Genomic DNA, 22,369 nt, shown 5'->3' with positions numbered 1-22,369 from the left:
GTAAGCCCTGAGCGTGACTAACCAGCTACGCGACAATTATGCGATCCATGAAGTAGATGTAGCCTGCGTCGCGCTCAATCCCGCAAGCCCGGCTTGACTCGTATTTGACCTTCTCGAAGTGCACCTGACGACCGCCGACCTCAATTCGAACGAAGTGGTCGTGATGAGGAACCTTTCCCGCCGGAACCATCCTCGACACGACGCTGCCCTTGTGGCGCATGAGCGAGGTCTTCTTGCATGCGAAGAGTCTTGGGTTGCTGCTGCGCAAGGATCCGGATGATTCCGTGGTGGTCCATTTCCGCGCCATGTTTGCGGGGCTTGCCGGCCGCGTCCTGCGCTCATGGGCAAACCCGCTGAATGACCTCCTTGTCCAGGGCCGCTCCGCGCGAAGCGATGAAGCGGTCCTGGAGACAAGACTCCCCGTAGATGCCATCGAGGAGCGGCTGGCCGAATTCCTGACGCCATTGCTCGCATCCCTTTATGACAGGTTCGGCGTGGCCGGCCTCTCGCTCAACCGCGTCGAAGCCGAGGTGCAGCGCCTGCTCAACAGCGCTGTCGGCAAAGAACGCGCGCCAGCTCCTTCATAATGAGGACGATCCAAGGGCGAAGCTCCGCAGTGACCGGTCACCATAGAACAGGGCTTCACGATAACGCCCAACGAATTCCTGGAAGGCATCATTGCCCGCTTGGGAGTTGGTCGCGGAATCGACCTCGACGATGGTGGGTTCACCGTCACCGGAATCGACGCCCATCAGGCCCTCAGCCGCGGTGCGGCCGGCCTTCATGTGGCGTTGGAGACGAAAAGGCAGCTTGGAGACCGCAGAAGGACTTGTCGGTTCCGACAACACAGCGTTCTTAGCGGGCTCCAGGGAAATTGCGACTAAACCTGCTGAGTCACATCCGGCTCGACGAATACCTGGCGCAAATTGGACTGCGCTCAGTCACGAAGAACTACGGCAGCTAACTGGCGTAGCAGCGGTAAGTGAGGCGCGAGACAGCCTAGGGGTAGGGAGGCCATACCGGAGGACTGTCAGGCGGGCCGCACTTGGCGCCCCCCGTCGGCGAGGTCTCAAAGTAGACGGGCGAAATGTGATCCATCCGCCACGTGGATGAACAATATCCAAGCAATCGATTTTCAAGAACCCAAAGTAAAGTGTTAAGGGAGCGATGGGGACCATTATCAGGAGTATGTCCGATGGCAAACGCTCTTCGCGGCATGACCGGACCCGATACCTTCTTCAGCAGTGAGAGCGACGATCTGATCGAGCAGCCTCAGGGCGTTGACTGGATCGACGGTCGCGGCGGCCACGAGTCCATCCCGTCCGGTGAGGTCATTTACGGCGCAAGGAGAGACCAGATCTTCGGACAAGAGGGCGTTGACTACCCTCTACCCGACGGCCACGACAAACCGCGCACTATTCGGGACCCATGTTTTGACGTGCTTGATTGGTGATGAAATGCGAACGCTGCTCATTGACCATCATGCCCACCTTACACGCACGATACAGGGGGCGCTCGAGGATTGCGGTTTCGCCGTTGACGTGGCTCGTTCCCTGGACGAGGCATCCACTGCATTTTGTTGCGCGAGCTATCACATTCTCCTGTTGGAGTTGGTCATGCCGGACGGTGATAGCTTGCCCTGGCTGGCACAGTTAAGGAGCAACGGGCATTCGGTTCCTGCCCTCATCATGAGCAGTGTCGACGATCTCGAAAAACGTATCGCGATTTTCAACGGTGGTGCGGATGATTTCCTGCGTAAGCCCTTCTGCACCGAAGAGCTCATCGCCAGAATGCGAGCCATTCTGCGGCGTTCAACACAAATTACCGACCCCACCGTTGCATTTGGCAACCTGCAATTCGATCCGATCGGCCGACAAGTTTTCGTTGAGGGCCAGCCAATAAAGATAGCACGCCGCGAACTGTGTATTCTCGAGCATCTACTCAACCGCGCAGGTCGCACTGTTCCACGCGCGCAGCTAGAAGATAGCCTCTATGCGTTCGACGATGAAGTTTCGGCCAACGCACTCGAAGTCGGCATCTATCGTTTGCGCAAAAATCTGAGTCAGTCAGGGGCTACGCTGCGAATCAACACAGCGCGTGGCATTGGCTACATCCTTGAATTGACTGACGCGCCATCTGCCTAAGCTGGTCGCATTTGAAAGCGAAGGTTGCCTTGAAAGTCGTTCCTAATGACCATCCTGCCACCAATCGTCGGTCGACCGTCGTTGGCGGTTTGAGAAGTATGGTTTCTCCTTGCTCGGCCTATCTTTTTTGCGCGCTCATTCTGTTCTTCCCATTTTCTGCTACGGCCCAAAACAAGCGGTACGAAGGCGAACCGCGTGCCGCTGCCAATAGCATCAACGGCACGCTGAAGCTTTCCTCTTCACTTGGCAAGACAATTCATTTGTCCGCGCCAGCCGCCAGCATTTTTATTGCCGATCCGACGATCGCAGATTTTCAGGCACCCTCGAATAAGACTGTCTTCGTTTTTGGCAAGAAATCCGGGCGGACCAGCCTATTCGCTTTGGACGCCAACGGGGAGGCTCTCGCGCAATTGCATATTGTTGTCACTGAACCGATCGAGGATCTGCGCGCCATGTTGAGGACTCGGGTCGGCGACTATCCAATCCACGTCAGCTATACGCCGCGCGGCGCGATCCTTAGCGGGACAGCGCCCAATGCCCAAGTCGTCGACACCGCAACGAAAGTCACTGAGCAATTTCTCGGTGACGGTGCGCAGGTCGTCAATGAGATTCAAGTCGCTGGGTCGTTGCAGGTCAATCTGAGTGTGCGCGTAGCTGAGGTCTCCCGTAGCGCCATGAAGGAACTCGGTATCAACCTGTCCGCTTTCGGCAAGATCGGCAATCTGACAGTGGGTTTGGCCAGCGGCAAAGGTGCCGGTTCTGGTGCGGCGAGCGGCGGCGGTACGGCCGGCGTCGCGTACAATGATGGCAATGTCAGCCTTGGCGCGGTTCTCGACGCGCTTGCAAAGGAGCATGTCGCTTCTGTCTTAGCTGAGCCGAATCTCACCGCGATGTCCGGTGAATCCGCCAACTTCCTGGCGGGCGGTGAATTTCCCATTCCGGTCGTGCAGGGGAGTGGGCAAGTCTCGGTTGAATTCCGTCACTTCGGCGTCGGCCTGGAGTTCGTGCCAACCGTTCTCAACAACGAGCAGATCAATATTCGCGTGAAGTCGGAAGCCAGTGAACTATCGACGCAAGGTGCCGTCCAAATCAACGGTATTTCCGTGCCTGCCATCTCCACGCGGCGTGCCGAGACCGCTGTTGAGCTCGGCAGCGGTCAAAGTTTTGCAATCGGTGGGCTGATCAGGCGTAGCGTCAATACTGATATTCGCGCCTTCCCTTGGCTGGGCGACTTGCCGATCCTCGGCGCGCTGTTCCGTTCGTCATCATTTCAAAAGGAGGAGACGGAACTGGTTATCATAGTCACACCTTACATCGTGAGGCCTGGATCAAATCCCAAGCAGATGAGCGCACCCACCGATCGACTCGGCTCAGCTTCCGACGTGGAGGCCACTCCGATGAATTCATCGGAAAGCCCGCCGCAAGACCACGCTACCGGCGGCTCAGGCGCCCTGGACGGCTTCATCATCGAATAGTAACGCCCAATGATGATGCGGATCACAAGCCTCCTGGTCGCTCTGAGCGCAAGCGTGAGTGGCTGCACAAGCTCCTCGCCGGTTGAGTCATCGACCGAAATCATTGTCCGGCAGGAGAACAAGGTCTTGTTCTTGCAGAGCCTTCGCGCTGTCGAACGGCAGCGTTTGCGTAATTTCATTGCGAGTGCCAGCCGTGGCCGGAGCGATGCCGTCCATCTTTTTATCAGCGGCCCGCCCTGGCTCGGCGCACAGATCGCCAGTCAGGTGATGGAGATGGGAGTTGACGGCTACAACATCCGCCTCTTTGAACAGCACCACCGTTCTGCAGCGCGAATAGAGGCGATTGTCTACGACAGCCTCCCTCCTGACTGTCCGCCATTTTCCGGCCCTTTAGCCAATGACAGTTCCTTCGACCGGACGCTTGGCTGTTCGACTCGCCGCAATTTGGCGGTCATGGTCAACGATCCGCGCGACTTGATCGACAACAACGCTGTCAGGCCAAGTCTCGGTGATCGCGCGGCTATCCCGGTTGCCAAATACAGGACCTTCGAGACGGGCAAGACCAGCAGCGCAGAACAGGGAAAGTAGCAGCAATTGGGGCCATGGCACATACGCCGCCAGGCAACGCATGACGGCGGTTGCGCAAGGGCAGGAATGGTCGCTGGGTGCCGCGGGTATCGATGGAGGCATTACGCAACGGGCTATGCCGGGCGGCGATTAAATTTAGGCGATCGGACTTGAGGAACCTCTCCCCAAAAGCCCTTCAGAGCGTTGTCAGAATGTTGCCTGGGTTGCCCTGGGATGAAGCATTCGTTGGAATTACTGATCGACTTCTCACGCCGCCGCCGTGAAATACCTCCTGTCCTGTTTCACATTTTCGATCCGCCTGTACCACGTGCAGAAGGTGATCGGGATAACTATGGTGCTCCGGCTCTGACGCTCGAGGAGTTCGCGCGTTGTTCGACAACTCCTCCTCGTCACCCACGCCTGCAAATGGCAATGGTCGTGGGAAGATCAGTCTAAAGACAGCCGCGCATTCATTGGGGGGCGCTATCGCAGTCGGACAGACTTCGCCTTCCTGCCAGGCTACTCTCAGGCACCGGATCGAGTAGAGCTACGCTCTGCGTCGGCGATCGACCCGCGGAACTGTTGTCCGAAGGATTCACGAAAATCGTTTTTGGATGGCGCGCCGACGATGCAATGCACGATCTGTCACGTCCAAGGGTTCACCCTGTCGCCACCTAGCTGTGAGCTTTCAGGAGGTTGTCCATTCGGACCGGACCGAGGAGACTGGAGTTACCAGGCTTCAGAACTCACCGGAGGGTCCGAATGAACATTCACAAGAATGCCCGTCTCACGCCGCTGCGTCGAGAGGAGATGGCGCTGTCGGTGATAGAGGGCGGTTTTTCCAAAGCCCATGCGCGCATCTATGGCGTGTCAGCCAAGATCGTGGCGCGCTGGGTCGGGCGCTACAAGGCCGAAGGACGGGCCGGCATGATCGACCGTTCTTCGCGGCCCGCCCATATGCCACAGGCCACCACTGCGTCGATCGCCGAGCGCATCATGGCGCTGCGGCGGCAACGTTGAACCGGCAAGCACATCGCCCATGAGGTCGGCGTCTCGCCCGCTACCGTCAGCCGGGTTCTCAAGCGTGCCGGACTGTCGCGGTTGAGGGATGTCGAACCGGCCGAACCGGTGCGCCGCTACGAGCGCGAGAAGCCCGGCGAGATGATCCACATCGACATCAAGAAACTCGGGCGCTTCGAGCGCGTCGGCCACCGCATCACCGGCGATCGCGTCGGCCAGTCCAACAGCCGCGGCGTCGGCTGGGAGTTCGTCCATGTCTGCATCGACGACGCCTCGCGCGTCGCCTTCTCGCAGGTCTTGCCGGACCAGAGGAAGGAGAGCGCTATCGCCTTCCTGAAGGCGGCGGTCGCCTACTACGCCAGCTTGGGCATCGTGGTCGAGCGCGTCATGATCGACTACGGGTCCTGCTACAGGTCGAAAGCCTTTGCCAAGGCTGCCGCAAGCTTGGCCTCAAGCACATTCGCACCAAACCCTACACGCCCAAGACCAACGGCAAGGCCGAGCGCTTCATCCAGACCGCGCTGCGCGAATGGGCCTATGCCATCGCCTATCCGACTTCAGATCACCGTTCCGCCGAGCTGCCTGTCTGGCTGCACAGATACAATTGGCATCGCCCACATGGCAGCCTAAAGTCCAAAACACCTATCAGTCGCCTCGCTCTAACCAGGACAACCTGTTGAGGCTCCACACCTAGCCCACCAATCAAGCGACAAAGTTTGTACAGCCGCTGATTGGCAGGATAGGCCAATCCGCGCCGAAGGAGACGCGGATTGCTTTGTCAGGCCACGCGTTGAGCCAGCGTCGCCATACCTACAAAGTCGGGAACGCCTGCCGCTTGCATGGGGCCAGCCTCAAGGCTTGCCTTCAGATCGGCTAGATAATTCTCCGCGTAGGATTTGGCGGCTTCGACCGGTAGGTTGACGCCGGCCGTAAAGGCCTCTTCCAGCGCCGCCTTCGCGAGCCCGTTGCGAATCGCGAGTTTGACCTCGGGGCCAGCGACAAGGCCTACAGCCTGAGCAGCGAGATCCAGCCCTGCCTCGGCCAATGCCTTCTTAATGTTGCCTCCACTAATAGCGGTATGAATGAGTTTCCCTGCTTGCGACGCCCCCTCGAGCGCCATTGAAACGGCATCGGCGATTTGGCCCAGGCCCGGAACGAAGCTGAGGAGGCCTACAGCCGTCGCGGCCCAATCAAAAACTTTGGAACCCACCTTGAGCACGCCGTCGATGGTGTGCATAAAAGCCCCGCCATTCTTCTTGGCAGACTTGGTGTCGGGCTGGTCCGCCACACCCATCTTCATATCCGCGACCGCGTCCTGATCTGCCGCGGTCTTGGGAACATGGGCCTTCGCCTGCTGAACCGTGCGGTTCGCAACGGTCATATCGTTATAAAATTTGGCGAAGTCCCGGTTGCTGATGTTGCCAGAATCGACAGTATGTCCGCCGCCAAAATCGAAGAACCGATGATGGGTCTTATAGCCCGTAATTGAATTGTTCAGCAAACCGAACAATAAGGGATCTGACAGTAGCTGCGACGCCGCTTGTCGTACCTTTGGACTGAGACTCTTGTCGTCCGCCATCTTCGCCAGTTTGTCCCGGGTCAGGACACCGCTACCAAAAAAGGCTTGCTGATTGCGGTTAATCATATCGAGCGTGTTCAGCTCGGGTTGCGTGAGGCTCATCGACGATGAAGCGACTTGCAGGAAGTCGTATTTGTGGACCTTATCGATCGAGCCACCGTATAACTGCTTCCAGGAATCCGGGTGGGTGAGGAAGTATTGGGCGGCCGCAGTGACTTGGGGCGGGCATTTGCCGGTTTTTGCTGTGCCGTCAACGATCTGCCGGAAATCAGCCAAGCTCAGGTTCTCGGGTAGGTTGTCGGAGTACCGGTAAAGCTCGCGCACTGCATCGTTCAAGGTCATGACCGTCGGCTGACCATTTCCAGATCCGTCGGATGGGATGTAGTTCTGCTCGTAGCTTCGTGCCTGCTGGTCCTGGAAGGCGGCGACTTGTGGGTGAAGGTCTGAGAACCCGGACAAATCCTTTGCCTTGATCTTGCCGCCGCAGCGGCCATCACCCTGCGAGCCGATGGCATAAAAGAGCTCCGGGTCCTGCTGCAAGCTTTCGATTGCAGCCTTAAGATCCGGCGGCGTGGACGGATCATTGGCTAGCTCGCTCAGCGAATCCCAACTGAGCGGGCATTTGTCCTTATGGCGGTTCAGCACCGCTACAATCTGCAGCTCTGGCTCAGTCAGCTTGCCGCCACACCACGTGATCCGCGTGCCCGCTATCGGCGCCGGCGCGATGGGAGGTGGCGCGATGGGAGGCGAAGCGACTGCAGGGAGGGCTTGATCCATTGATTTCAATGCCTCCCTCAGAGCGGGTGGCATGAGCTCGAGCGGGTGCTGTCGCAAGGCTTGCAGCGATGACTTCACATCTGGCGACAGTTCGTCAAGCGGGTGCTGCTGGAGTTCGTCCATGGCCGACTTCAAATTCGCTGACGGCAGGCCCAGTTGCGCGAAGGAATCGGGAGCGTTTTCCTGCGGCGAGCAACTGGACAGCATCGCCTGGAAGGGCAGAAACGCGCCTTGCCCGGTCTGGGCGACAATTTGTGGAGAAGGTTCCGGGCCCGACCAGGCCTGGGGGGAGGGGGCGGGGGTGGAGCTATTTGCTGTCAAAAGGTTAAGCGACATCGTGCATCCTCACAGTTGAGATTAAAAGCCGCCACAATTGCGTCACCTGGTGCCACTGTCGTTCCCGACGAACGACGGCCGCATGACTAACGCGCGGCTATCAATGCTGCCGATTCTTAGTTCCTCGTCAGCGACAACACCGGTTACAAGGTTCAGCTGTCGAACAGCTGACGAGTGCGGAAGGAAGCGCGATTGCTAGGGTATGGCGGCCGTGTTGCTTCGTGCGGGAAGCTGCGGTGTATCCTCAATTGTCATCTCTGGCTCTGTGCAGGCTCACGGACGACGCTGTCCTGATGCGGCACTTCGGAAGAGAACGGGCCTTCCGGTCGCCCATCGCGAACGACCACGGTCGAGGAGCCACGAAACAACATCAGTTCCGTCTCCTTTGGAGGCGTCCCGCTGTCGTGAGGTCGCGCCTGTGCCTCGGCTACGAGACCGTTGTATGTCTGCTCCACAAGCACAATGAAGCGGGGTGGGCCGGAAACCATGACCAGGCCCTTTCCCGGTGCCGGTCTCACAACGTAGCGCTCGTCGGAAATTCCAAGCTCATCAAGGGCCGCCTTGAACACCTCGAAGCGGACCGAAGTCAAAACCAGCATACGAGTCTGCGCTTCTTTCGCAGCAGTTACGTGGAGCACAAGCCCATCATAATACCATTGGAGATCGTAGAGATCGGTCAAGCGGTCCAGAAACGCGCGCGGCGACATACTCGGCATACGCCCGCGGATGCGCCCCTTTACCTCGGAGCTGACGTCGACGTCGACATTGAGGTTGTTGCCGAATTCTCGCAAAGCGGCAGACAGGTCCTGATCCAGAACTGTATACCTATAAGGCGTTGACGGCAGCGACAGCGGGGCCGCCAGCGTCGCATGAATGCCGGTAGAGAGAAGAACACCGAGAAAGAGAACTCTCATCCCAATGTGGAGAATGGTAGACTGGATCAACTTTCCCGGCATCTTGTCCCCAATCGAAGGCTGAAATTCGTGCTGACCTGGACGCCGAACGTGGCCTTTAAATGACGCTTCGTGGCCAGTTCGTCAGCTTGTCGTCAGTTCGCCTCCCTAGGAGAGAAGCTCGATAGCGGGTGATGAGCGATCAACTCATCACACTTCAAACAGAACAACTGAGTCTTTGCATGACAATTGGTGTTACGTCCATCTCTGCCAATTTTGCGGACAACCTGTCTAGGGTAGGGCCAACGTCAGCATGCGGCGAGCAGGCCCAGTTTGAGTGCGCACTTGTAGAGGCGGTCGCCTCGATTAAAAACGATGGCCCGTCGGCGACGGCGGGGGCGGGGCCTGTTGCTCCAGTCCTGGAGGTTCCGCGCGCGACAAGCGAGACGAGCCCATTGGGCGACCGCGTGCTCCAGACCCTTTCATCGCTGTATAGGGACAACGCCGTGGCACCTGCCACGCCCGACCAAGAGGTACCCCTTGTGAAGGACGTCCTACTCGGGCCGGTGGAGCAGTCTCCTTCCCAAGCAGGGTCGGGAATGCGCATGTCAGGCGCTCCGCCAGGAAGGGAGAATTTCGAAGCGATGATTGCCGGTCTGCGGGAAGTATACAGCGCCGTCACTGAGGTTTCCCTTGTCACCAAGAGTATCAGCGGCGCTACGTCATCCGTGAATACGCTAATAAAACAAGGATGAACGAGGCGCATGATCGCGTCACCGCACGGCGAAGGCATTGATCGCCGCCCGGCTGGTCGGCGATCGTGTCATTATGTTTTGCCGCTGCTCTTGGTTCTGAGCGGTTGCAAGGACGATCTCTACACAAAATTGCAGGAACGCGATGCCAATGAGATGCTCGCGCTTTTGCTTGACAACGGCGTGGATGCGGTCCGCGTCGCCGCCAAGGATGGGACCAGCACGATCCAGGTCGAAAATGAGCAGGTTGCCTTCTCAATCAACCTGTTGAATGCGAAGGGGCTGCCGCGTCAGGTTTTCAAGAATCTCGGCGAAATATTCCAAGGATCGGGCCTGATTGCCTCGCCGACCGAGGAGCGCGCCCGTTACGTCTATGCGTTAAACGAAGAATTGTCGCATACCATTAGCGAAATCGATGGCGTTTTCTCAGCACGTGTCCATGTTGTTTTGCCTGACAACGACCTGTTGCGGGAGCGCGCCACACCATCCTCGGCCTCGGTATTCGTCCGCCACGATGCCAACATAAATGTCTCGGCTCTGCTGCCGCAGATAAAGATGCTCGTTGCAAACAGCATCCAAGGCTTATCCTACGACAAGGTAGAGGTCGTGTTCGTGCCGGCGGAACGGCCGGCAGTTGAGCAACGGCCTGCCTTGACCCAGGCAGCTAAATCAATTCCGGTGCCACTTCTGGCGGTCATTGTGGGTCTCGCCGTGGCAGTATTCGCGGTGCTGTCCTACTTGGCCAGTTCTCTTGTCTATGGGCGGAGGCAGCCATCGCAACGAGCCAGGATCGAGGGGCGCTCGGGTGTTTCAGCAATCGGGGCCGCTCGTAAAAACACCATCGGCGATGCCACATAGGAGGTATTCCCAGTGCAAATACGGATGCAAACCTTCAAACACGATGACTCCTTCAAATTGCCTTTTACGGTCCTGGGCGAGCTTGCCGCTTCAACTCATCCGACCCGCCTTGCTGCACGCCTTGACCCGGCTTTGTCGGCTGCGACGTTGGTGCGGTTGCAGAACAACCAAAGACTGCAGCCAAGACTGGCAAAATTACTCCTCGACGATGGAATGGACCTGAATGGAAGCGGCTGGGGGCCGGACCTTCTGCATGGGCATGATCCGCGCCAAGCTGCTGTGTTTGCCGGTAGTATCTGGCATGCCCGTTCGCTGCTGAAGCTGGTTTCCAAGTCTGAACTTGCCGTTCTGATCGAACGTATCGGCGCTGAAGCGCATACGTTTGGCATCCGACACCAGGCGCAGGCGATCTCAACCAGCTTGATCGCGGATCCGGAAAAACTCGCCCAACGGATTGAACACGATGGATTAGCCTGTCTTGGGGTTTGGCTCGATGAGCATTCTTTGCTCGACCGCCACCGGGTGTTCCTACGCTTGCCCGTCGGGACCGCGGCCGAGAATCCTGCGACCGAACACCGCGATGCCGCAGACCAATTGTTTTCGCTTGTGCTGTCGTATCTGAGGACGGAGGTCCCGGCGATATGACGCTCGACGATATCGTAGCGCCGGTCGCTCCGCGGATGCGCCCCGTCGGGCCGCTGGTCCCGGCCAGTGAGCTCGAAATCTGGCACAATGCCTTTGAGGCGCGCGCGGCGGCGGAACGGTATCTGCTGCGGGTTCGCCGCTGGGCCCGCATAGCTTATCAGCGGGAACGGGAGCGCGGACGTAGTGAGGGGATGAATCGTGGCGCTGAGGAAATGGCACGGCTAATTGCGCAGTCCGTCTCTGAAGCGGCACGCCAAAGGGCAGCCCTGGAGCAGCAATTGCCACAACTCGTCATGCAGATCGTAAGCGACCTGCTGGGCGCTTTTGACCCCGGTGAGCTGTTGGTGAGCGCCGTTCGCCACGCGATCGAACGGAAAGGCGGCGCGGAAGTCCGCCTTAAGGTGTGTCCCACGCAAGCCGATGCCGTCGCAGGCGAGTTCGCTGCGTACGATGGACGGGAAGGCCGGCCGAAAGTTCGAGTTGATCCGGATCCGGCGCTGTCGCCGCAGCAATGCGTGCTGTGGAGCGACTATGGCAATGTCGATCTTGGACTTGATGCGCAATTGCGGGCGCTGCGCCTCGGCTTTGGATTGCATGCTGAACAAGGCGAGCTATGACCGAACTGCTACCACAACGCGGCAGTCCGGCTGTAGACAGGACAATGGATGCGGCGCTCTCGTCTCTGAGATCGACCGCAAAGCATATCGACACGCGTGTCGTGCGCGGACGCCTAACTAGGGCCGTCGGTACGGTGCTCCATGCCGTGTTGCCGGATGCTCGAATTGGGGAACTTTGTCTGTTGCAGGATCCGCGCACCGGACGCTCTCTCGAAGCCGAGGTGATCGGTTTCCTTCAAAATGGCGTGCTGCTCACCCCGATCGGTGACATGGTGGGCCTGTCCAGTCGCGCAGAAGTGGTTGCTAGCGGTCGAATGCATGAAGTGCCAGTCGGCCCCGATTTGCTTGGCCGCGTGATCGACAGCTTTGGCCGTCCCCTCGACGGCAAAGGCGCTCTCAAAGCCGGCCAAACGCGCCCGCTTCGGGGCAAGGCGCCCAACCCCATGACAAGGCGCATGATCGAGCGACCATTCCCACTTGGCATCCGCGCCTTGGATGGTCTCCTGACATGCGGCGAAGGCCAGCGGATCGGGATCTATGGAGAGCCTGGTTGCGGCAAGTCAACGTTACTATCGCAGATCATAAAGGGCGCGGCCGCCGACGTTAACATAGTTGCCCTCATTGGCGAGCGCGGGCGGGAAGTGCGCGAATTCGTTGAGCGACACCTTGGGGAAGCGGCTCTTCGTCGTACGATCGTTGTGGTCGAAACATCCGACCGCTCGGCAATGGAGCGGGCGCAATGTGCTCACATGGCAAGCGCACTTGCCGAACATTTTCGCGAACAAGGACAACGCGTCGTTCTGATGATGGATTCCTTGACGCGCTTTTGCCGGGCCATGCGCGAAATCGGACTTGCTGCGGGCGAGCCGCCGACCCGGCGAGGCTTTCCGCCTTCCGTGTTTGCCATGCTGCCAGGCCTGCTGGAGCGCGCGGGCATGGGCGAGCGTGGCTCAATTACGGCCTTCTATACAGTGCTTGTCGAAGGTGACGGCGTGGGGGATCCCATCGCAGAAGAATCGCGCGGCATTCTCGATGGCCATGTCGTCCTCTCACGCACGATCGCTGCGCGATCCCATTTCCCCGCGATCGATGTGCTGCAAAGTCGCAGCCGCGTAATGGATGCGGTCGTGTCTATGGCACATCGCAAGGCGGCATCGACGTTCCGTGATCTCCTCTCGCGCTATGCCGAGTCCGAGTTTTTGGTCAAGGTCGGCGAATACAAGCAAGGCAACGATCCGCTTACTGACAGGGCTATCGACTCGATCGGCGACCTGCAGGAATTTTTGCGTCAGGGAGAAGACGAGGCGAGCGACTTTGAGGAAACCTTCGCATGGATGTTGCAGCTGACCGCATGAATTGTCTCCACGCTACGAGCTTGCGGCTTTTGAAGGATATGCGAGAGCGTAGCGCCCTTCGTGAGCTGTCCAAAAAGGAAGCTAAGGCCCACCTAGCGGCCGAGGCCGCACAGCATGCTTCCCGCGAGCTTGCAATCGCACAACAACACTGCGCAAGGGCGGAAATGGAGCTTTACCAACGGTTTGCATCGCTTGATGCCTTGTCCATCCAGACGCTCGACCAAGGCCATCTCCACATAGAGCGCCTTGAGGCTGAGGTCGCCTCGAGGCGCAAGACGCTTGATAACGCCTGCATCGCTCAGGAACAGACCGAGACAGCGGCGTCTGAGGCAAGGTCGCACTGGATCAGCTGTTCGGCGGCAAGGCACAAGTGGCAACAAATTGAGGACGACGTCCGGCGCGGCGTCGATATCCACTCTCAGACCGCAGCCGAGACGGAGGCCGAGGATGAGATCCTGCTTCGGTACGCGAGTGTCTCGCTCACCGATGTGGCGGGCAAGTCAATCTGATGACCGCTAGCATTCTTGTCGTGTCGCAATGGTGCCGTCTTGTAGAGCCGAAAACACTTTGAGCACACACGATTCACTGAAGCCAAAGCTAAGTCTGTCCCACGACGTCGTCTCGTGGCTCAACGAGTGCGCACACCCCCGCACGCCTTTTCAGTGCCGACTTGGCGACGAGCCGCTATCGGTGCGAATAGGACGGCTTGTCTGGCAGCCGGAATCGCTTCCCATTCCGATGCTCGAGTGCATTTGGCGGCTCGGAGATGAGACGATCGTCTTGTCGATCTCCCGTGCACTGATAGAGAGGCTCATCTCGACCGTGCAGAGCGGCATTGGCTTGCCTTCCGAGCCAACCGGTTCAATGGTTCTCGAACTCGCACTTGAGCCGCTTCTCGCTCGACTCGAGGCTCAGACACGGCAGGACGTGCAACTGGCTCAGCTGCGCGAAACCACCATGCCACCTCCCTATCTCGAATATGACGTCGCCTGCGGCCCGATCAACGGCAAAGCTCGTCTGTGCCTATTCTCGCCTCTAGATGGCCCGGTGCCGTTCGCGTTCCACGCCCTGGGAGATCTGCTTCGACAGTTGCCGCGACAACCGTGCGAATTACCCGCAGAGCTCCCGGTCCTGGTTGCAGGAAAGATCGGCTCGCTTTGCGTTCCGGCGGCGCTTATTCGCAAAACATCTGCCGGTGATGCTTTGATACCAGACGTATTACCGTTCCACCGCGATCAGATCATCCTCTCTGCGGGCCGGCTCTGGGCCGTGGCAGATGTTGCGGACGACCGCCTGATCCAGCGGGGGCCTTTCCGCCCGCAACCATGCCCCTTGGAGAGTGCGCACATCATGACAGAACCGGAATTGCAGCAAGGGCCATCGGATGCCGAGCTCGACGATATCGAAATCACTCTGGTTTTTGAATGCGGCCGCTGGCTGATGCCGCTAGGGGAACTGAGGAGTGCCGGCGAAGGGCATATCTTCGAACTTGGTCGGCCGGTCGACGGTCCGATCGATATAGTTGCCAACGGCCGGCGTATCGGCCGTGGCGACATCGTGCGCATCGGCGACGAGCTTGGCATCAGGCTACGTGGCGGGTTGGCATGCAATGAGTGAGGTCCAACCCGGGATTCTGGCGCTTCTTGCGGTTACGGCTGGGCTGGGTCTGCTGCTGCTCACAGTCGTCACAACCACGGCCTTTATAAAGATATCTGTGGTTCTCTTCCTCGTCCGCAACGCGCTCGGGACGCAGACGATACCCCCCAATATAGTTCTTTACGCGACGGCATTAATTCTCACCGTTTTCGTTAGCGCGCCTGTTATCGAGCAGACCTATGCGCGCGTCACGGACCCGAAACTCCACTATCAGACCTTCGACGACTGGGTTACCGCTGCTGAAGAGGGACGAGAGCCTTTGCGTGGCTATCTCAAGAAGTTCACAAGCGAAGAGCAGCGTCGATTTTTCCTATCGTCGACCAAACAAGTCTGGCCAGAGGAAATGCGCGCCAGGACGACACCTGATGATTTCGCCATTCTCGTACCATCCTTTCTAATTTCAGAACTCAAGCGTGCCTTCGAAATTGGCTTTCTTCTTTATCTTCCGTTTATCTGCATCGATCTCATCGTAACCACGATTTTGATGGCGATGGGCATGTCAATGGTATCACCCACAATGATAGCTGTCCCTTTCAAACTATTTCTATTTGTTACTATTGATGGCTGGTCCCGACTAATGCACGGGCTTGTGTTGAGTTATACAACACCGGGAGGTTGAGCATGGATGAGGCCAGCATTGTAGCCCAAATGAGCCAAACCTTAATCGTTTTCATGATTTGGGTTCTGCCGCCACTCATTGCCGCTGTGGTTGTCGGCCTGGGCATCGGCATTATCCAGGCGGCAACACAGATTCAGGACGAAACCTTGCACCTGACAGTGAAACTATTGGTCGTTGTTGCGATCATTGTTCTGTTTGCTCCTGTGCTAAGCGCTCCGCTCATCGAGCAAGCCGATTACGTGTTCTCCCAGTTTCCCGCGATTATACCGAGTTACTAGCCTTCATGATGTCTGGTTCGTCACTCACCGACGCCCAAATGCTCATCCATGCGGCCATCGAACTCATCATCGCCGCCGGTCTTGCTGCGGCTCGCGCTGTCGGCATTATGCTGGTCCTGCCAGTATTTACGCGGTCTCAAATTGGCGGGCTGATCAGAACATGCCTTGCTGTCGCGTTCGGGCTACCGTGCTTGGCACCCATCAGAGACGGGTTACAGCTGCTCGATACTGATACCCGTTTCATCCAAGTGACACTGCTCGGTTTGAAGGAGATTTTTGTCGGGCTGCTACTTGGGATTCCGCTCGGAATCCCGATATGGAGCCTCCAGGCGGCCGGTGAGCTTGTCGACACCCAGCGCGGCATCACCAGCCAAGTCGGTCCGGTAGACCCCGCGACGAACACTCAGGCATCCGCGATGGGACTTTTTCTCGGAATCACAGCGATCACGATCTTCGTCGCATCGGAAGGTCTGGAGATCATGATCGGCAGCCTTTATGGCAGCTACTCAATCTGGCCCGTATATCAATTTTACCCCACGCTGACCTCACAAGGGGCAATGGAATTAATCGCCCTCCTCGACCGGATTATGGTGACGAGTTTACTAGTCTCCGGGCCTGTCGTGGCCTTTCTGTTGCTAGTTGACATTTCGATAATGATCCTTACCCGCTTTGCCCCGCAACTCAAGTCGAACCGTCTTTCCCCGACAATCAAAAATATCGGCTTTCCGATCATTATGGTCACCTACACTGCGTATCTCATCGACGCCATGGCGTCAGATATCGCACAGGCCAAAGGCGGGCTCGAGGCGTTCGAAAAGATGCTGAAATGAGCACGAGCGAAGAGAAGAAACACCCGGGCAGTCACAAGAAGCTAAGCGAAGCACGCAAGAAGGGGCAGATTGCGCGCAACACCGATTTCGTCCGCGCCGTCGGCACCTGCGCCGGTCTCGGCTATCTGTGGTTGAGAGCTAGCGCGATCGAAGACAAATGCATCGAGGCGGTATTATTGACCGATAAGCTGCAGGATCTGCCTTTCAATATCGCTGTCGGGCAAGCGCTAATTCTCTTGACCGAACTCACCGTGACGACAGTCGGCCCGCTGCTTGGAACTGTAGCCGCCGCGGCGGTCTCGGCCGCATTCATCTCTAACGGTGGACTACTCTTCTCGTTCGAGCCGATGGCGCCCAAGTTTGAAAAAATCAATCCTTTTCAGGGATTGAAGCGCATCGTGACGGTGCGCTCCTTAACCGACCTTGGCAAGGCGCTGGTGAAGCTATTAATCCTCGGCGCTATCTTTCTTTTTTCTATTCTGGGCATGTGGAAAACGATGGTCTATCTGCCGGTCTGCGGCGTTTCGTGCCTCGGCTTCGTCTTTACGGAGGTGAAACTGCTGGTCGGGATTGGTGCCGGTGCACTTCTGGTCGGCGGCTTGATCGATCTCCTGCTCCAACGCTGGTTGTTTTTGCGCGACATGCGCATGACTGAGACCGAGGTCAAGCGCGAAAGGAAGGAACAAGAAGGTACGCCAGAGTTGAAGCATGAACAACGTCGCCTACGTCAAGAGATGGCTAGCGAACCTCCGCTTGGCGTGCATCACGCCACATTGATCTTGAGAGGGCGGGCGATATTGGTCGGTCTGCGTTACGTGAGGGGCGAGACTGGGGTGCCGGTCTTGGTTTGCCGCGGCGAGGGCGAGGCCGTTTCACCTATCTTCGGAGCGGCGCAGGCGCTACGTCTAAGTATTGTCGACGATGATGGCCTGACGCGTCAGCTCATCCAAACGACCAAGTTAGGAAAACCTGTTCCTATGCAGTATTTCGAGCCAGTTGCGAGAGCACTCCATGCCGCTGGGTTAGTCTAGACGAGTATACAAAATCGGTTCTCTGTGATTGCGCAGGCGACGCCGCTATGGACCATAGGCAAGCCAGAATCGTCTATGTGGCCGGCCAACCTCACATGTTTTGGAGAATTATCACAATGTTCGCTACCATCGCGACTCCCGCTACTACTCAGCGCGCTTGGTCCGCCGTCACAAGTCATGTGCCACTTGCCTTGCGTGTGTGTTGATACGCGCCATTCGCTGCTTTCTGATCACCTGTCTACCTGCGGAAAAAATCGATCCGGCCAAACAGTGTAACCGGATCGAGCGCATGCTCGGTCACCTCAAGATCCACCGCGCCACCGCCACTCGCTGCTCGTAGCAGCGATGGACGCCTCAAACTACACTGTCTTCCGAAGCGTTGCCCGAGCGAGAGCCTGACCGGATCGGCGTGCACACGAACCTCTTCTGGGTGGCGTGCCGAAGTTCCTGGTCCCTGGTTATATTATGCCTCCCAGGGCACATAACCGTTCGGGACACGAAAGTGCGACAATCTCAAGGCCGCCGTCACCAACCCCGATCGCTGCGACCCCGGTCTCAACAGAACCTATGCGGAGATGGCGAGCCATTGCGGAACGCGGTACTCTGGGCAGAGGCCGAGACAGTTGCGGTACAAATTGCACAGCGCTGGTTCCTGGCGTGGCTGCCGTCGGCAGATCGCCATGATCGACCGATCGACCTCCGTGGGCCAGCGACAGCCGGCGCATCTTGCAATTGTCTCAAAAAACAACATGCGCAAATGTCTCCGATCGAACCGGAGGTGTCGGGCGAAATGAGAAATTGACTCCTCGGAGGTGCGGACGAATTGTTGGACTGCCTATGCTGCAATTCCGAGATTCCGGCGGTATTCCGTAGGGCTGACGCCGCCCAGTGAGATTTTTATACGGTGCTGATTGTACCACCGGATATAGGAATTCAGCTGCTGCATGAAGTCGTGAAGGGTCGTATTGATCCAGGTGCGATTATAGTACATCTCGTTTTTCAGCCGTCCAAAGAAGCCCTCGCAGGCTGAGTTATCCGGTGAGCACCCTTTGCGCGACATGGAGCGGGCCAGCTGAGCACTTTGCATGCGTGACAACCAGCCAGGCCAGCGATAATGGGCACCCCGATCAGAGTGCACCACAGGACGCTCCGAACTGTCGGCGATCGTTTCGATCGCGGCATCAAGCATCGTGTTCACGAGTTCTGCGTCTGGACGCGTGCTCACAGACCAACTGACTACAAGGCCGTCGAAGCAATCGATTATGGGCGACAGATACACTTTACCAGCCGGCAGTTGGAATTCGGTGATATCGGTAAGCCATTTCTCGTTCGGCCTCGCAGCGTGGAAATCGCGATTGACCAAATTTTCCGGCGCAGGGTCTAATTCGCCCTGGTAAGACGTGTACCGACGCCGCCTAGCAGTGGTCACGATGAGCCGCTCCTGTTTCATCAAGCGGCGGACCACCTTTTCGGAGACCAGTTCTCCGCCTCTGACCAATGCCGCATGAATGCGTCTGTAGCCATAGCAGTTACGGTTGGTTTCGAAGAGCGTCACAATGTTCTGCCGAAGCTCTGCGTATCGGTCCTCGAGAGAAAGCAGAGATCGATGATAAAAATAGGAGCTGCGGGCGAACCCAAGCCGCGTGAGGAGTTCAGGTAATGCATATGTCTGTCGCAGGGCATCAACCAGCAGTGTCTTTTCCCGATTTCCCAGGAGCCGCAGATCGATGCCCAGCTCTTTTTTTATGAGTTCGTTAGCTTTCGTAAGCAGGTCGTGTTCGAGTTGAAGGCGCTTCACATCGCTGCGCAGTGCCTCGAGTTCACGCTCAAGTTCGTCTCGGCTGGCAGTCGGTGGTAATTCGCGATGGCGTGTCATGGATGCAGGAACCTCACGACCAAGTTGCTGGTTCTTCCAGTCGTACAACGTCTGCCGGCTCACGCCTACCTTCTGAGCCACCGAGCGGGCACTCTCACGCCGAGAGCACAAATCGATCACGGCCGTTCGCTTCTGCTGCTCCGATCTCGTGCTGTTTGAGTTGCCGGTGAGAACTCGTCGCCTGCCACCGGGCTCATCCTCATCGATCCAAGCCGAAAGCTTTCCACGGCAAGGGTAGCCAAGCGCCTTAATAGTCCATGCTAGGCAACGGCCGTGGTCCAGATAGTGGTCGACAGCAGTCCTCTTTTGCTCATCCGAATACCGTCGTTTGGTGCGTACATAACCTGCCGACAAGTCGTGACCACGTGCGAATTCGCGATACCAATGCTTAAGCGCATTCTTCGTCGGATAGCCCAACTGACGGATGGTGACATTCACCCTCTTGCCGAGCTTGATATAGAGCTGCACAGCTCTCATGCGGTCTTCGTACGAATACATGAACTATCTCCTGTTAGTCCAACAATTCGTCCGCACCTCCCTCTCGTTTCATGAAAAGTCCCGCCACGGTCCATCTCAAAACTCGTGCGCCCGAATGACGATGGCTTCCACTGCATTGCTGCCTCCGTCAGATTGTCGAAAGCCAAGCACCGTAGAGATAGAACCGCTTGAAGTGCTCGGAACTTGCAAAGGAAGTAGGATGGATCTCTTCGACAATATCGGTGCGTCCCCCGCCTCAGATCCCGCCCGAAGAGATGAGCCAGGGTTGCAACAGCACCAGGTCGAGCAGAGGAGTTTTGAGCAGCGCCTGAACGAGTTACAAGGAAGCGTGCCTCGGCAGGTCAATCCAACCTCGGGTCCACCGCTCCACTCGCCTGCGCCAAGTGTCTACCACGACGAGATTCTTGCAGCCGCCGATCGCGGTGCCCGCTTACCGGCTGAAAGTTTCGCTTCGGCGAAGTTTTGGCAGGGAATTGATGGCGTGACCAACTCGCCTGCCCCAAACGTCGATCAGGAGGAGCTTCCGCAGTCCGGCGGCCATGCTGTGTCGGTGTCTGCAGGCGACCCAGCGATTGGAGGTGCTTGCCTGCAAGATTTGGCTTCCCTGCCACCGCCGGTCAACCTCCCAAGCGTCCCTTTGAGAAGCGCTCCCCACAGCCCCCTACCTCGCGCTCCCCGGGCAGGTTTAGGGCAGCCTCCGGCCAATCAACCGGGCGGTCCAATCAGCGAACCTCCCACAGAGCCGACCGAGGCGCGCTACCAAGCTGTCCTCCTGCAGCGAACTGCGCTGCTGCGTAAGCGAGAACGCCGCCACCCAGACGAGCTGCTTTTTAACACCTACCGCAGGCTGGCTACGGCCAAGGGAAATCGAATCAGCCAGAACAGGATTTCGAAAGACATAGCGGCGTTGCGGAAGTTCAGTGTGCGCCTTGCCAAGGACCACCAGAGCCAAATCGCCGGCCGGATTCACGATCGGCAACTGGACAGCCTAGTGAAGCTCTGCGCGGCCGGCGATACCAAATTACTTGGTCAAATCAACTCAGCATTGGGCAGGCTCCGACAGGCCCAGGCCGAAGAGCAGGTGATAGTTGGCCGGAATCGACCTAGCACGGAGGATGACGAGGTCTTCGCTGACTACCACACAAAAGCCACAACCGACAAAGTGAGCGAAACCACGGTGAAGACCGACTTGGCGACGCTGCGTAAGTTCAGCGCATGGCTTGCAAAGAACCACCAGAGCCAAATCCGCGGCAGGATTCAGGATCAGCAATTGGACAGCCTGGCTAGGGACTACGCGGGCAACGATCCCCTACTACTGCGTCAAATCAACTTTGCGTTGACCAGACTCCGGCAAGCATCTGCCGGAAAGCGGGTGACCGTTGCTCGGGGCGCTCGACCGGTCACGCAGGATGACGAGGTCTTCGCCGACTACCACACAAAGGCCACAGCCGGCAACGTAACCGCGGTGAAGACCGACTTAGCGGCGCTGCGTAAGTTCAGCGCATGGCTTGCAAAGAACCACCAGAGCCAAATCAGTGGCAGGATTCAGGATCGGCAATTGGACAGCCTGGCTAGGGACTTCGCGGGCAGCGATCCCATACTACTCCGTCACATCAACCTTGCGTTGATTAGAATCCGGCAAGCATCTGCCGGAGAGCGGATGACCGTCGCTCGGAAACCTAGTAGCAGGGACGATGAGGAACTCTTTGCCACCTACGAGGCAAAAGCTACCGCCGACAAAATAAACTCACACACGGTGAAGACCGACATCGTGGCGCTGCGTAAGTTCAGCAAATGGCTTGCGCAGAACCACCGGACGCAAATCGCCGACCGGCTTGAAAGTCCGGAGTTGGACGCGCTGGCGAAAGCCTATGCGGGCCGCGAGGCCTGGCGTATAACACCAGCGTTGAGAAGGCTCCGGCAGACCAAGGCCGAACAGCGGGTGACAGTTAAAGACCATCGTCCTGTCACCAAAGACCATCGTCCTGTCACCGAAGACACCAGAGTGATTGAGGCTGCCTGTAACGAAGCCGCCAGTAAAGGATATTACGGGAGAACGATTAGGAATTATCGACCTGTTTTGCTGCGTTTCAATGATTGGCTCACTGAGAACTTTGGTAAGGGTGTTGCCCGGATTGAACCTGCGGTGCTGAACCGTGCGGTTGAAGAGTACAAGAAGAACGAATCACGTGGGTTCCGCAGCGCGTGGAGCTTCTTTCAGAGATTTCGACAGATGTCCGCAGCAAACGAGGTCCTGCACTTGGCCGCCAACGGGCAGGCGGGTTGGCGCCAGGATGAAGGCCGCGCACACAAAGCGGCGGCGCAAACCGCTTCCTTGTCGCCTTTCCCCCTGCCTCCAGCCGACCCGTCTTGGAACCAGCTGCGAGACCTCATTCAAAAAGACCTTGCGCAGCCTAGCTCGTCCTCGGCCTTCGCAGGCGCCCAGCAGGCCAGCTCGTTTCAAGAGTTTTCCTCAGCTCCAGTTACCCCGTTCGAGGGGGCTTGGGATTGGCTCACCACGCAGATGCAGTCCTCCACGCCCTCGTCTGCGAGGTCTCCGTCC

At 57.9% G+C, this 22,369-nt stretch carries 22 protein-coding genes and 2 pseudogenes; 19 read left to right on the top strand and 5 right to left on the bottom strand.

The features are described from left to right. Positions 1–25 precede the first annotated feature (25 nt). The gene (locus RFM98_RS27165; RefSeq protein WP_320223451.1) at positions 26–220 is read right to left on the bottom strand and encodes a hypothetical protein; all 195 of its coding nucleotides are present in this window, start codon (positions 218–220) and stop codon (positions 26–28) included. On the opposite strand from RFM98_RS27165, the gene RFM98_RS27160 reads away from it, so the two are divergent. Then, positions 219–587, top strand: coding sequence for a hypothetical protein (locus tag RFM98_RS27160; RefSeq protein WP_320223452.1), 369 nt, complete (start codon positions 219–221; stop codon positions 585–587). The two genes, RFM98_RS27165 and RFM98_RS27160, sit on opposite strands and share 2 nt — an antisense overlap. Here RFM98_RS27160 and RFM98_RS27155 read toward each other — a convergent pair. Continuing rightward, a complete protein-coding gene (locus RFM98_RS27155; protein WP_320311667.1) occupies positions 582–785 on the bottom strand; it encodes a hypothetical protein in 204 nt (67 codons plus the stop codon). The two genes, RFM98_RS27160 and RFM98_RS27155, sit on opposite strands and share 6 nt — an antisense overlap. A gap of 410 nt (positions 786–1,195) precedes the next feature. Here RFM98_RS27155 and RFM98_RS27150 point away from each other — a divergent pair, with 410 nt between their 5' ends. The 5 genes and pseudogenes from RFM98_RS27150 to RFM98_RS27130 all read left to right on the top strand — a co-directional run bounded on the left by RFM98_RS27150 (position 1,196) and on the right by RFM98_RS27130 (position 5,900). Beyond that, positions 1,196–1,453 carry a hypothetical protein gene (locus RFM98_RS27150; protein ID WP_320223454.1) on the top strand — a complete coding sequence of 86 codons (258 nt, stop codon included), beginning with the start codon at positions 1,196–1,198 and terminating at the stop codon, positions 1,451–1,453. A 4-nt stretch (positions 1,454–1,457) separates the two neighbouring features. Further along, complete coding sequence (locus tag RFM98_RS27145; RefSeq protein ID WP_320223455.1) at positions 1,458–2,144, top strand: winged helix-turn-helix domain-containing protein; 687 nt, start codon at positions 1,458–1,460, stop codon at positions 2,142–2,144. A gap of 29 nt (positions 2,145–2,173) precedes the next feature. Then, positions 2,174–3,619 carry a type II and III secretion system protein family protein gene (locus tag RFM98_RS27140; RefSeq protein WP_430682354.1) on the top strand — a complete coding sequence of 482 codons (1,446 nt, stop codon included), beginning with the start codon at positions 2,174–2,176 and terminating at the stop codon, positions 3,617–3,619. Positions 3,620–3,628: 9 nt separating this feature from the next. Next, on the top strand, positions 3,629–4,207 hold the full coding sequence (locus RFM98_RS27135) for a CpaD family pilus assembly lipoprotein (protein WP_320223456.1): 579 nt from the start codon (positions 3,629–3,631) through the stop codon (positions 4,205–4,207). Positions 4,208–4,948: 741 nt separating this feature from the next. Next, positions 4,949–5,900 (top strand): annotated as a pseudogene (locus RFM98_RS27130) (IS481 family transposase). An 84-nt stretch (positions 5,901–5,984) separates the two neighbouring features. On the opposite strand, the gene RFM98_RS27125 reads toward RFM98_RS27130, so the two are convergent. Both RFM98_RS27125 and RFM98_RS27120 read right to left on the bottom strand, forming a co-directional pair. Continuing rightward, positions 5,985–7,898: an HrpF/NolX family T3SS translocon protein gene (locus RFM98_RS27125; RefSeq protein WP_320223457.1), complete on the bottom strand. Its 1,914-nt coding sequence runs from the start codon at positions 7,896–7,898 to the stop codon at positions 5,985–5,987. 251 nt (positions 7,899–8,149) lie between these two features. Beyond that, positions 8,150–8,854 (bottom strand): nodulation protein NolW, encoded by a 705-nt coding sequence (locus RFM98_RS27120; RefSeq protein WP_320223458.1) that lies wholly within the window; start codon positions 8,852–8,854, stop codon positions 8,150–8,152. 131 nt (positions 8,855–8,985) lie between these two features. Here RFM98_RS27120 and RFM98_RS27115 point away from each other — a divergent pair, with 131 nt between their 5' ends. From RFM98_RS27115 to RFM98_RS27060, 12 genes and pseudogenes are all read left to right on the top strand, one after another. Continuing rightward, the gene (locus tag RFM98_RS27115) at positions 8,986–9,546 is read left to right on the top strand and encodes a nodulation protein NolB (protein WP_320261565.1); all 561 of its coding nucleotides are present in this window, start codon (positions 8,986–8,988) and stop codon (positions 9,544–9,546) included. 9 nt (positions 9,547–9,555) lie between these two features. Then, the gene (sctJ, locus tag RFM98_RS27110; protein ID WP_320223459.1) at positions 9,556–10,401 is read left to right on the top strand and encodes a type III secretion system inner membrane ring lipoprotein SctJ; all 846 of its coding nucleotides are present in this window, start codon (positions 9,556–9,558) and stop codon (positions 10,399–10,401) included. A 24-nt stretch (positions 10,402–10,425) separates the two neighbouring features. Beyond that, entirely contained in the window at positions 10,426–11,046 is a 621-nt protein-coding gene (locus RFM98_RS27105; RefSeq protein WP_320223460.1) for a nodulation protein NolU, read from the top strand. After that, positions 11,043–11,663, top strand: a complete 621-nt coding sequence (gene sctL, locus RFM98_RS27100; protein ID WP_320223461.1) for a type III secretion system stator protein SctL — start codon at positions 11,043–11,045, stop codon at positions 11,661–11,663. The genes RFM98_RS27105 and sctL overlap by 4 nt, the downstream gene beginning before the upstream one ends. After that, positions 11,660–13,018, top strand: a complete 1,359-nt coding sequence (sctN, locus tag RFM98_RS27095) for a type III secretion system ATPase SctN (protein ID WP_320223462.1) — start codon at positions 11,660–11,662, stop codon at positions 13,016–13,018. Before sctL ends, sctN begins: the two co-directional genes overlap by 4 nt. Further along, positions 12,994–13,527 carry a hypothetical protein gene (locus tag RFM98_RS27090; RefSeq protein ID WP_320216876.1) on the top strand — a complete coding sequence of 178 codons (534 nt, stop codon included), beginning with the start codon at positions 12,994–12,996 and terminating at the stop codon, positions 13,525–13,527. The genes sctN and RFM98_RS27090 overlap by 25 nt, the downstream gene beginning before the upstream one ends. A gap of 58 nt (positions 13,528–13,585) precedes the next feature. Then, entirely contained in the window at positions 13,586–14,635 is a 1,050-nt protein-coding gene (sctQ, locus tag RFM98_RS27085) for a type III secretion system cytoplasmic ring protein SctQ (RefSeq protein ID WP_320236371.1), read from the top strand. Next, on the top strand, positions 14,628–15,293 hold the full coding sequence (sctR, locus tag RFM98_RS27080; RefSeq protein ID WP_320311717.1) for a type III secretion system export apparatus subunit SctR: 666 nt from the start codon (positions 14,628–14,630) through the stop codon (positions 15,291–15,293). The genes sctQ and sctR overlap by 8 nt, the downstream gene beginning before the upstream one ends. A 2-nt stretch (positions 15,294–15,295) precedes the next feature. Beyond that, positions 15,296–15,571, top strand: coding sequence for an EscS/YscS/HrcS family type III secretion system export apparatus protein (locus tag RFM98_RS27075; protein WP_320216873.1), 276 nt, complete (start codon positions 15,296–15,298; stop codon positions 15,569–15,571). Between the two features lie 8 nt (positions 15,572–15,579). Next, positions 15,580–16,401 (top strand): type III secretion system export apparatus subunit SctT, encoded by an 822-nt coding sequence (gene sctT / locus RFM98_RS27070; RefSeq protein WP_320256449.1) that lies wholly within the window; start codon positions 15,580–15,582, stop codon positions 16,399–16,401. Continuing rightward, a complete protein-coding gene (locus RFM98_RS27065; protein ID WP_320256446.1) occupies positions 16,398–17,432 on the top strand; it encodes an EscU/YscU/HrcU family type III secretion system export apparatus switch protein in 1,035 nt (344 codons plus the stop codon). Before sctT ends, RFM98_RS27065 begins: the two co-directional genes overlap by 4 nt. Before the next feature lie 330 nt (positions 17,433–17,762). Further along, positions 17,763–18,096, top strand: a pseudogene (locus RFM98_RS27060) (hypothetical protein); the annotation flags it as partial. A gap of 171 nt (positions 18,097–18,267) precedes the next feature. On the opposite strand, the gene RFM98_RS27055 reads toward RFM98_RS27060, so the two are convergent. Next, complete coding sequence (locus RFM98_RS27055) at positions 18,268–19,806, bottom strand: IS3 family transposase (protein ID WP_320311666.1); 1,539 nt, start codon at positions 19,804–19,806, stop codon at positions 18,268–18,270. A gap of 199 nt (positions 19,807–20,005) precedes the next feature. On the opposite strand from RFM98_RS27055, the gene RFM98_RS27050 reads away from it, so the two are divergent. Beyond that, a partial coding sequence (locus RFM98_RS27050) for a hypothetical protein (RefSeq protein ID WP_320311665.1) occupies positions 20,006–22,369 on the top strand: 2,364 nt, incomplete at its 3' end.

The organism is Mesorhizobium australafricanum (assembly GCF_033977265.1).
Lineage (GTDB): Bacteria > Pseudomonadota > Alphaproteobacteria > Rhizobiales > Rhizobiaceae > Mesorhizobium > Mesorhizobium australafricanum.
The sequence above is the reverse complement of the archived record's forward strand: the minus strand, read 5'-3'. Positions and strand labels throughout refer to the sequence as shown.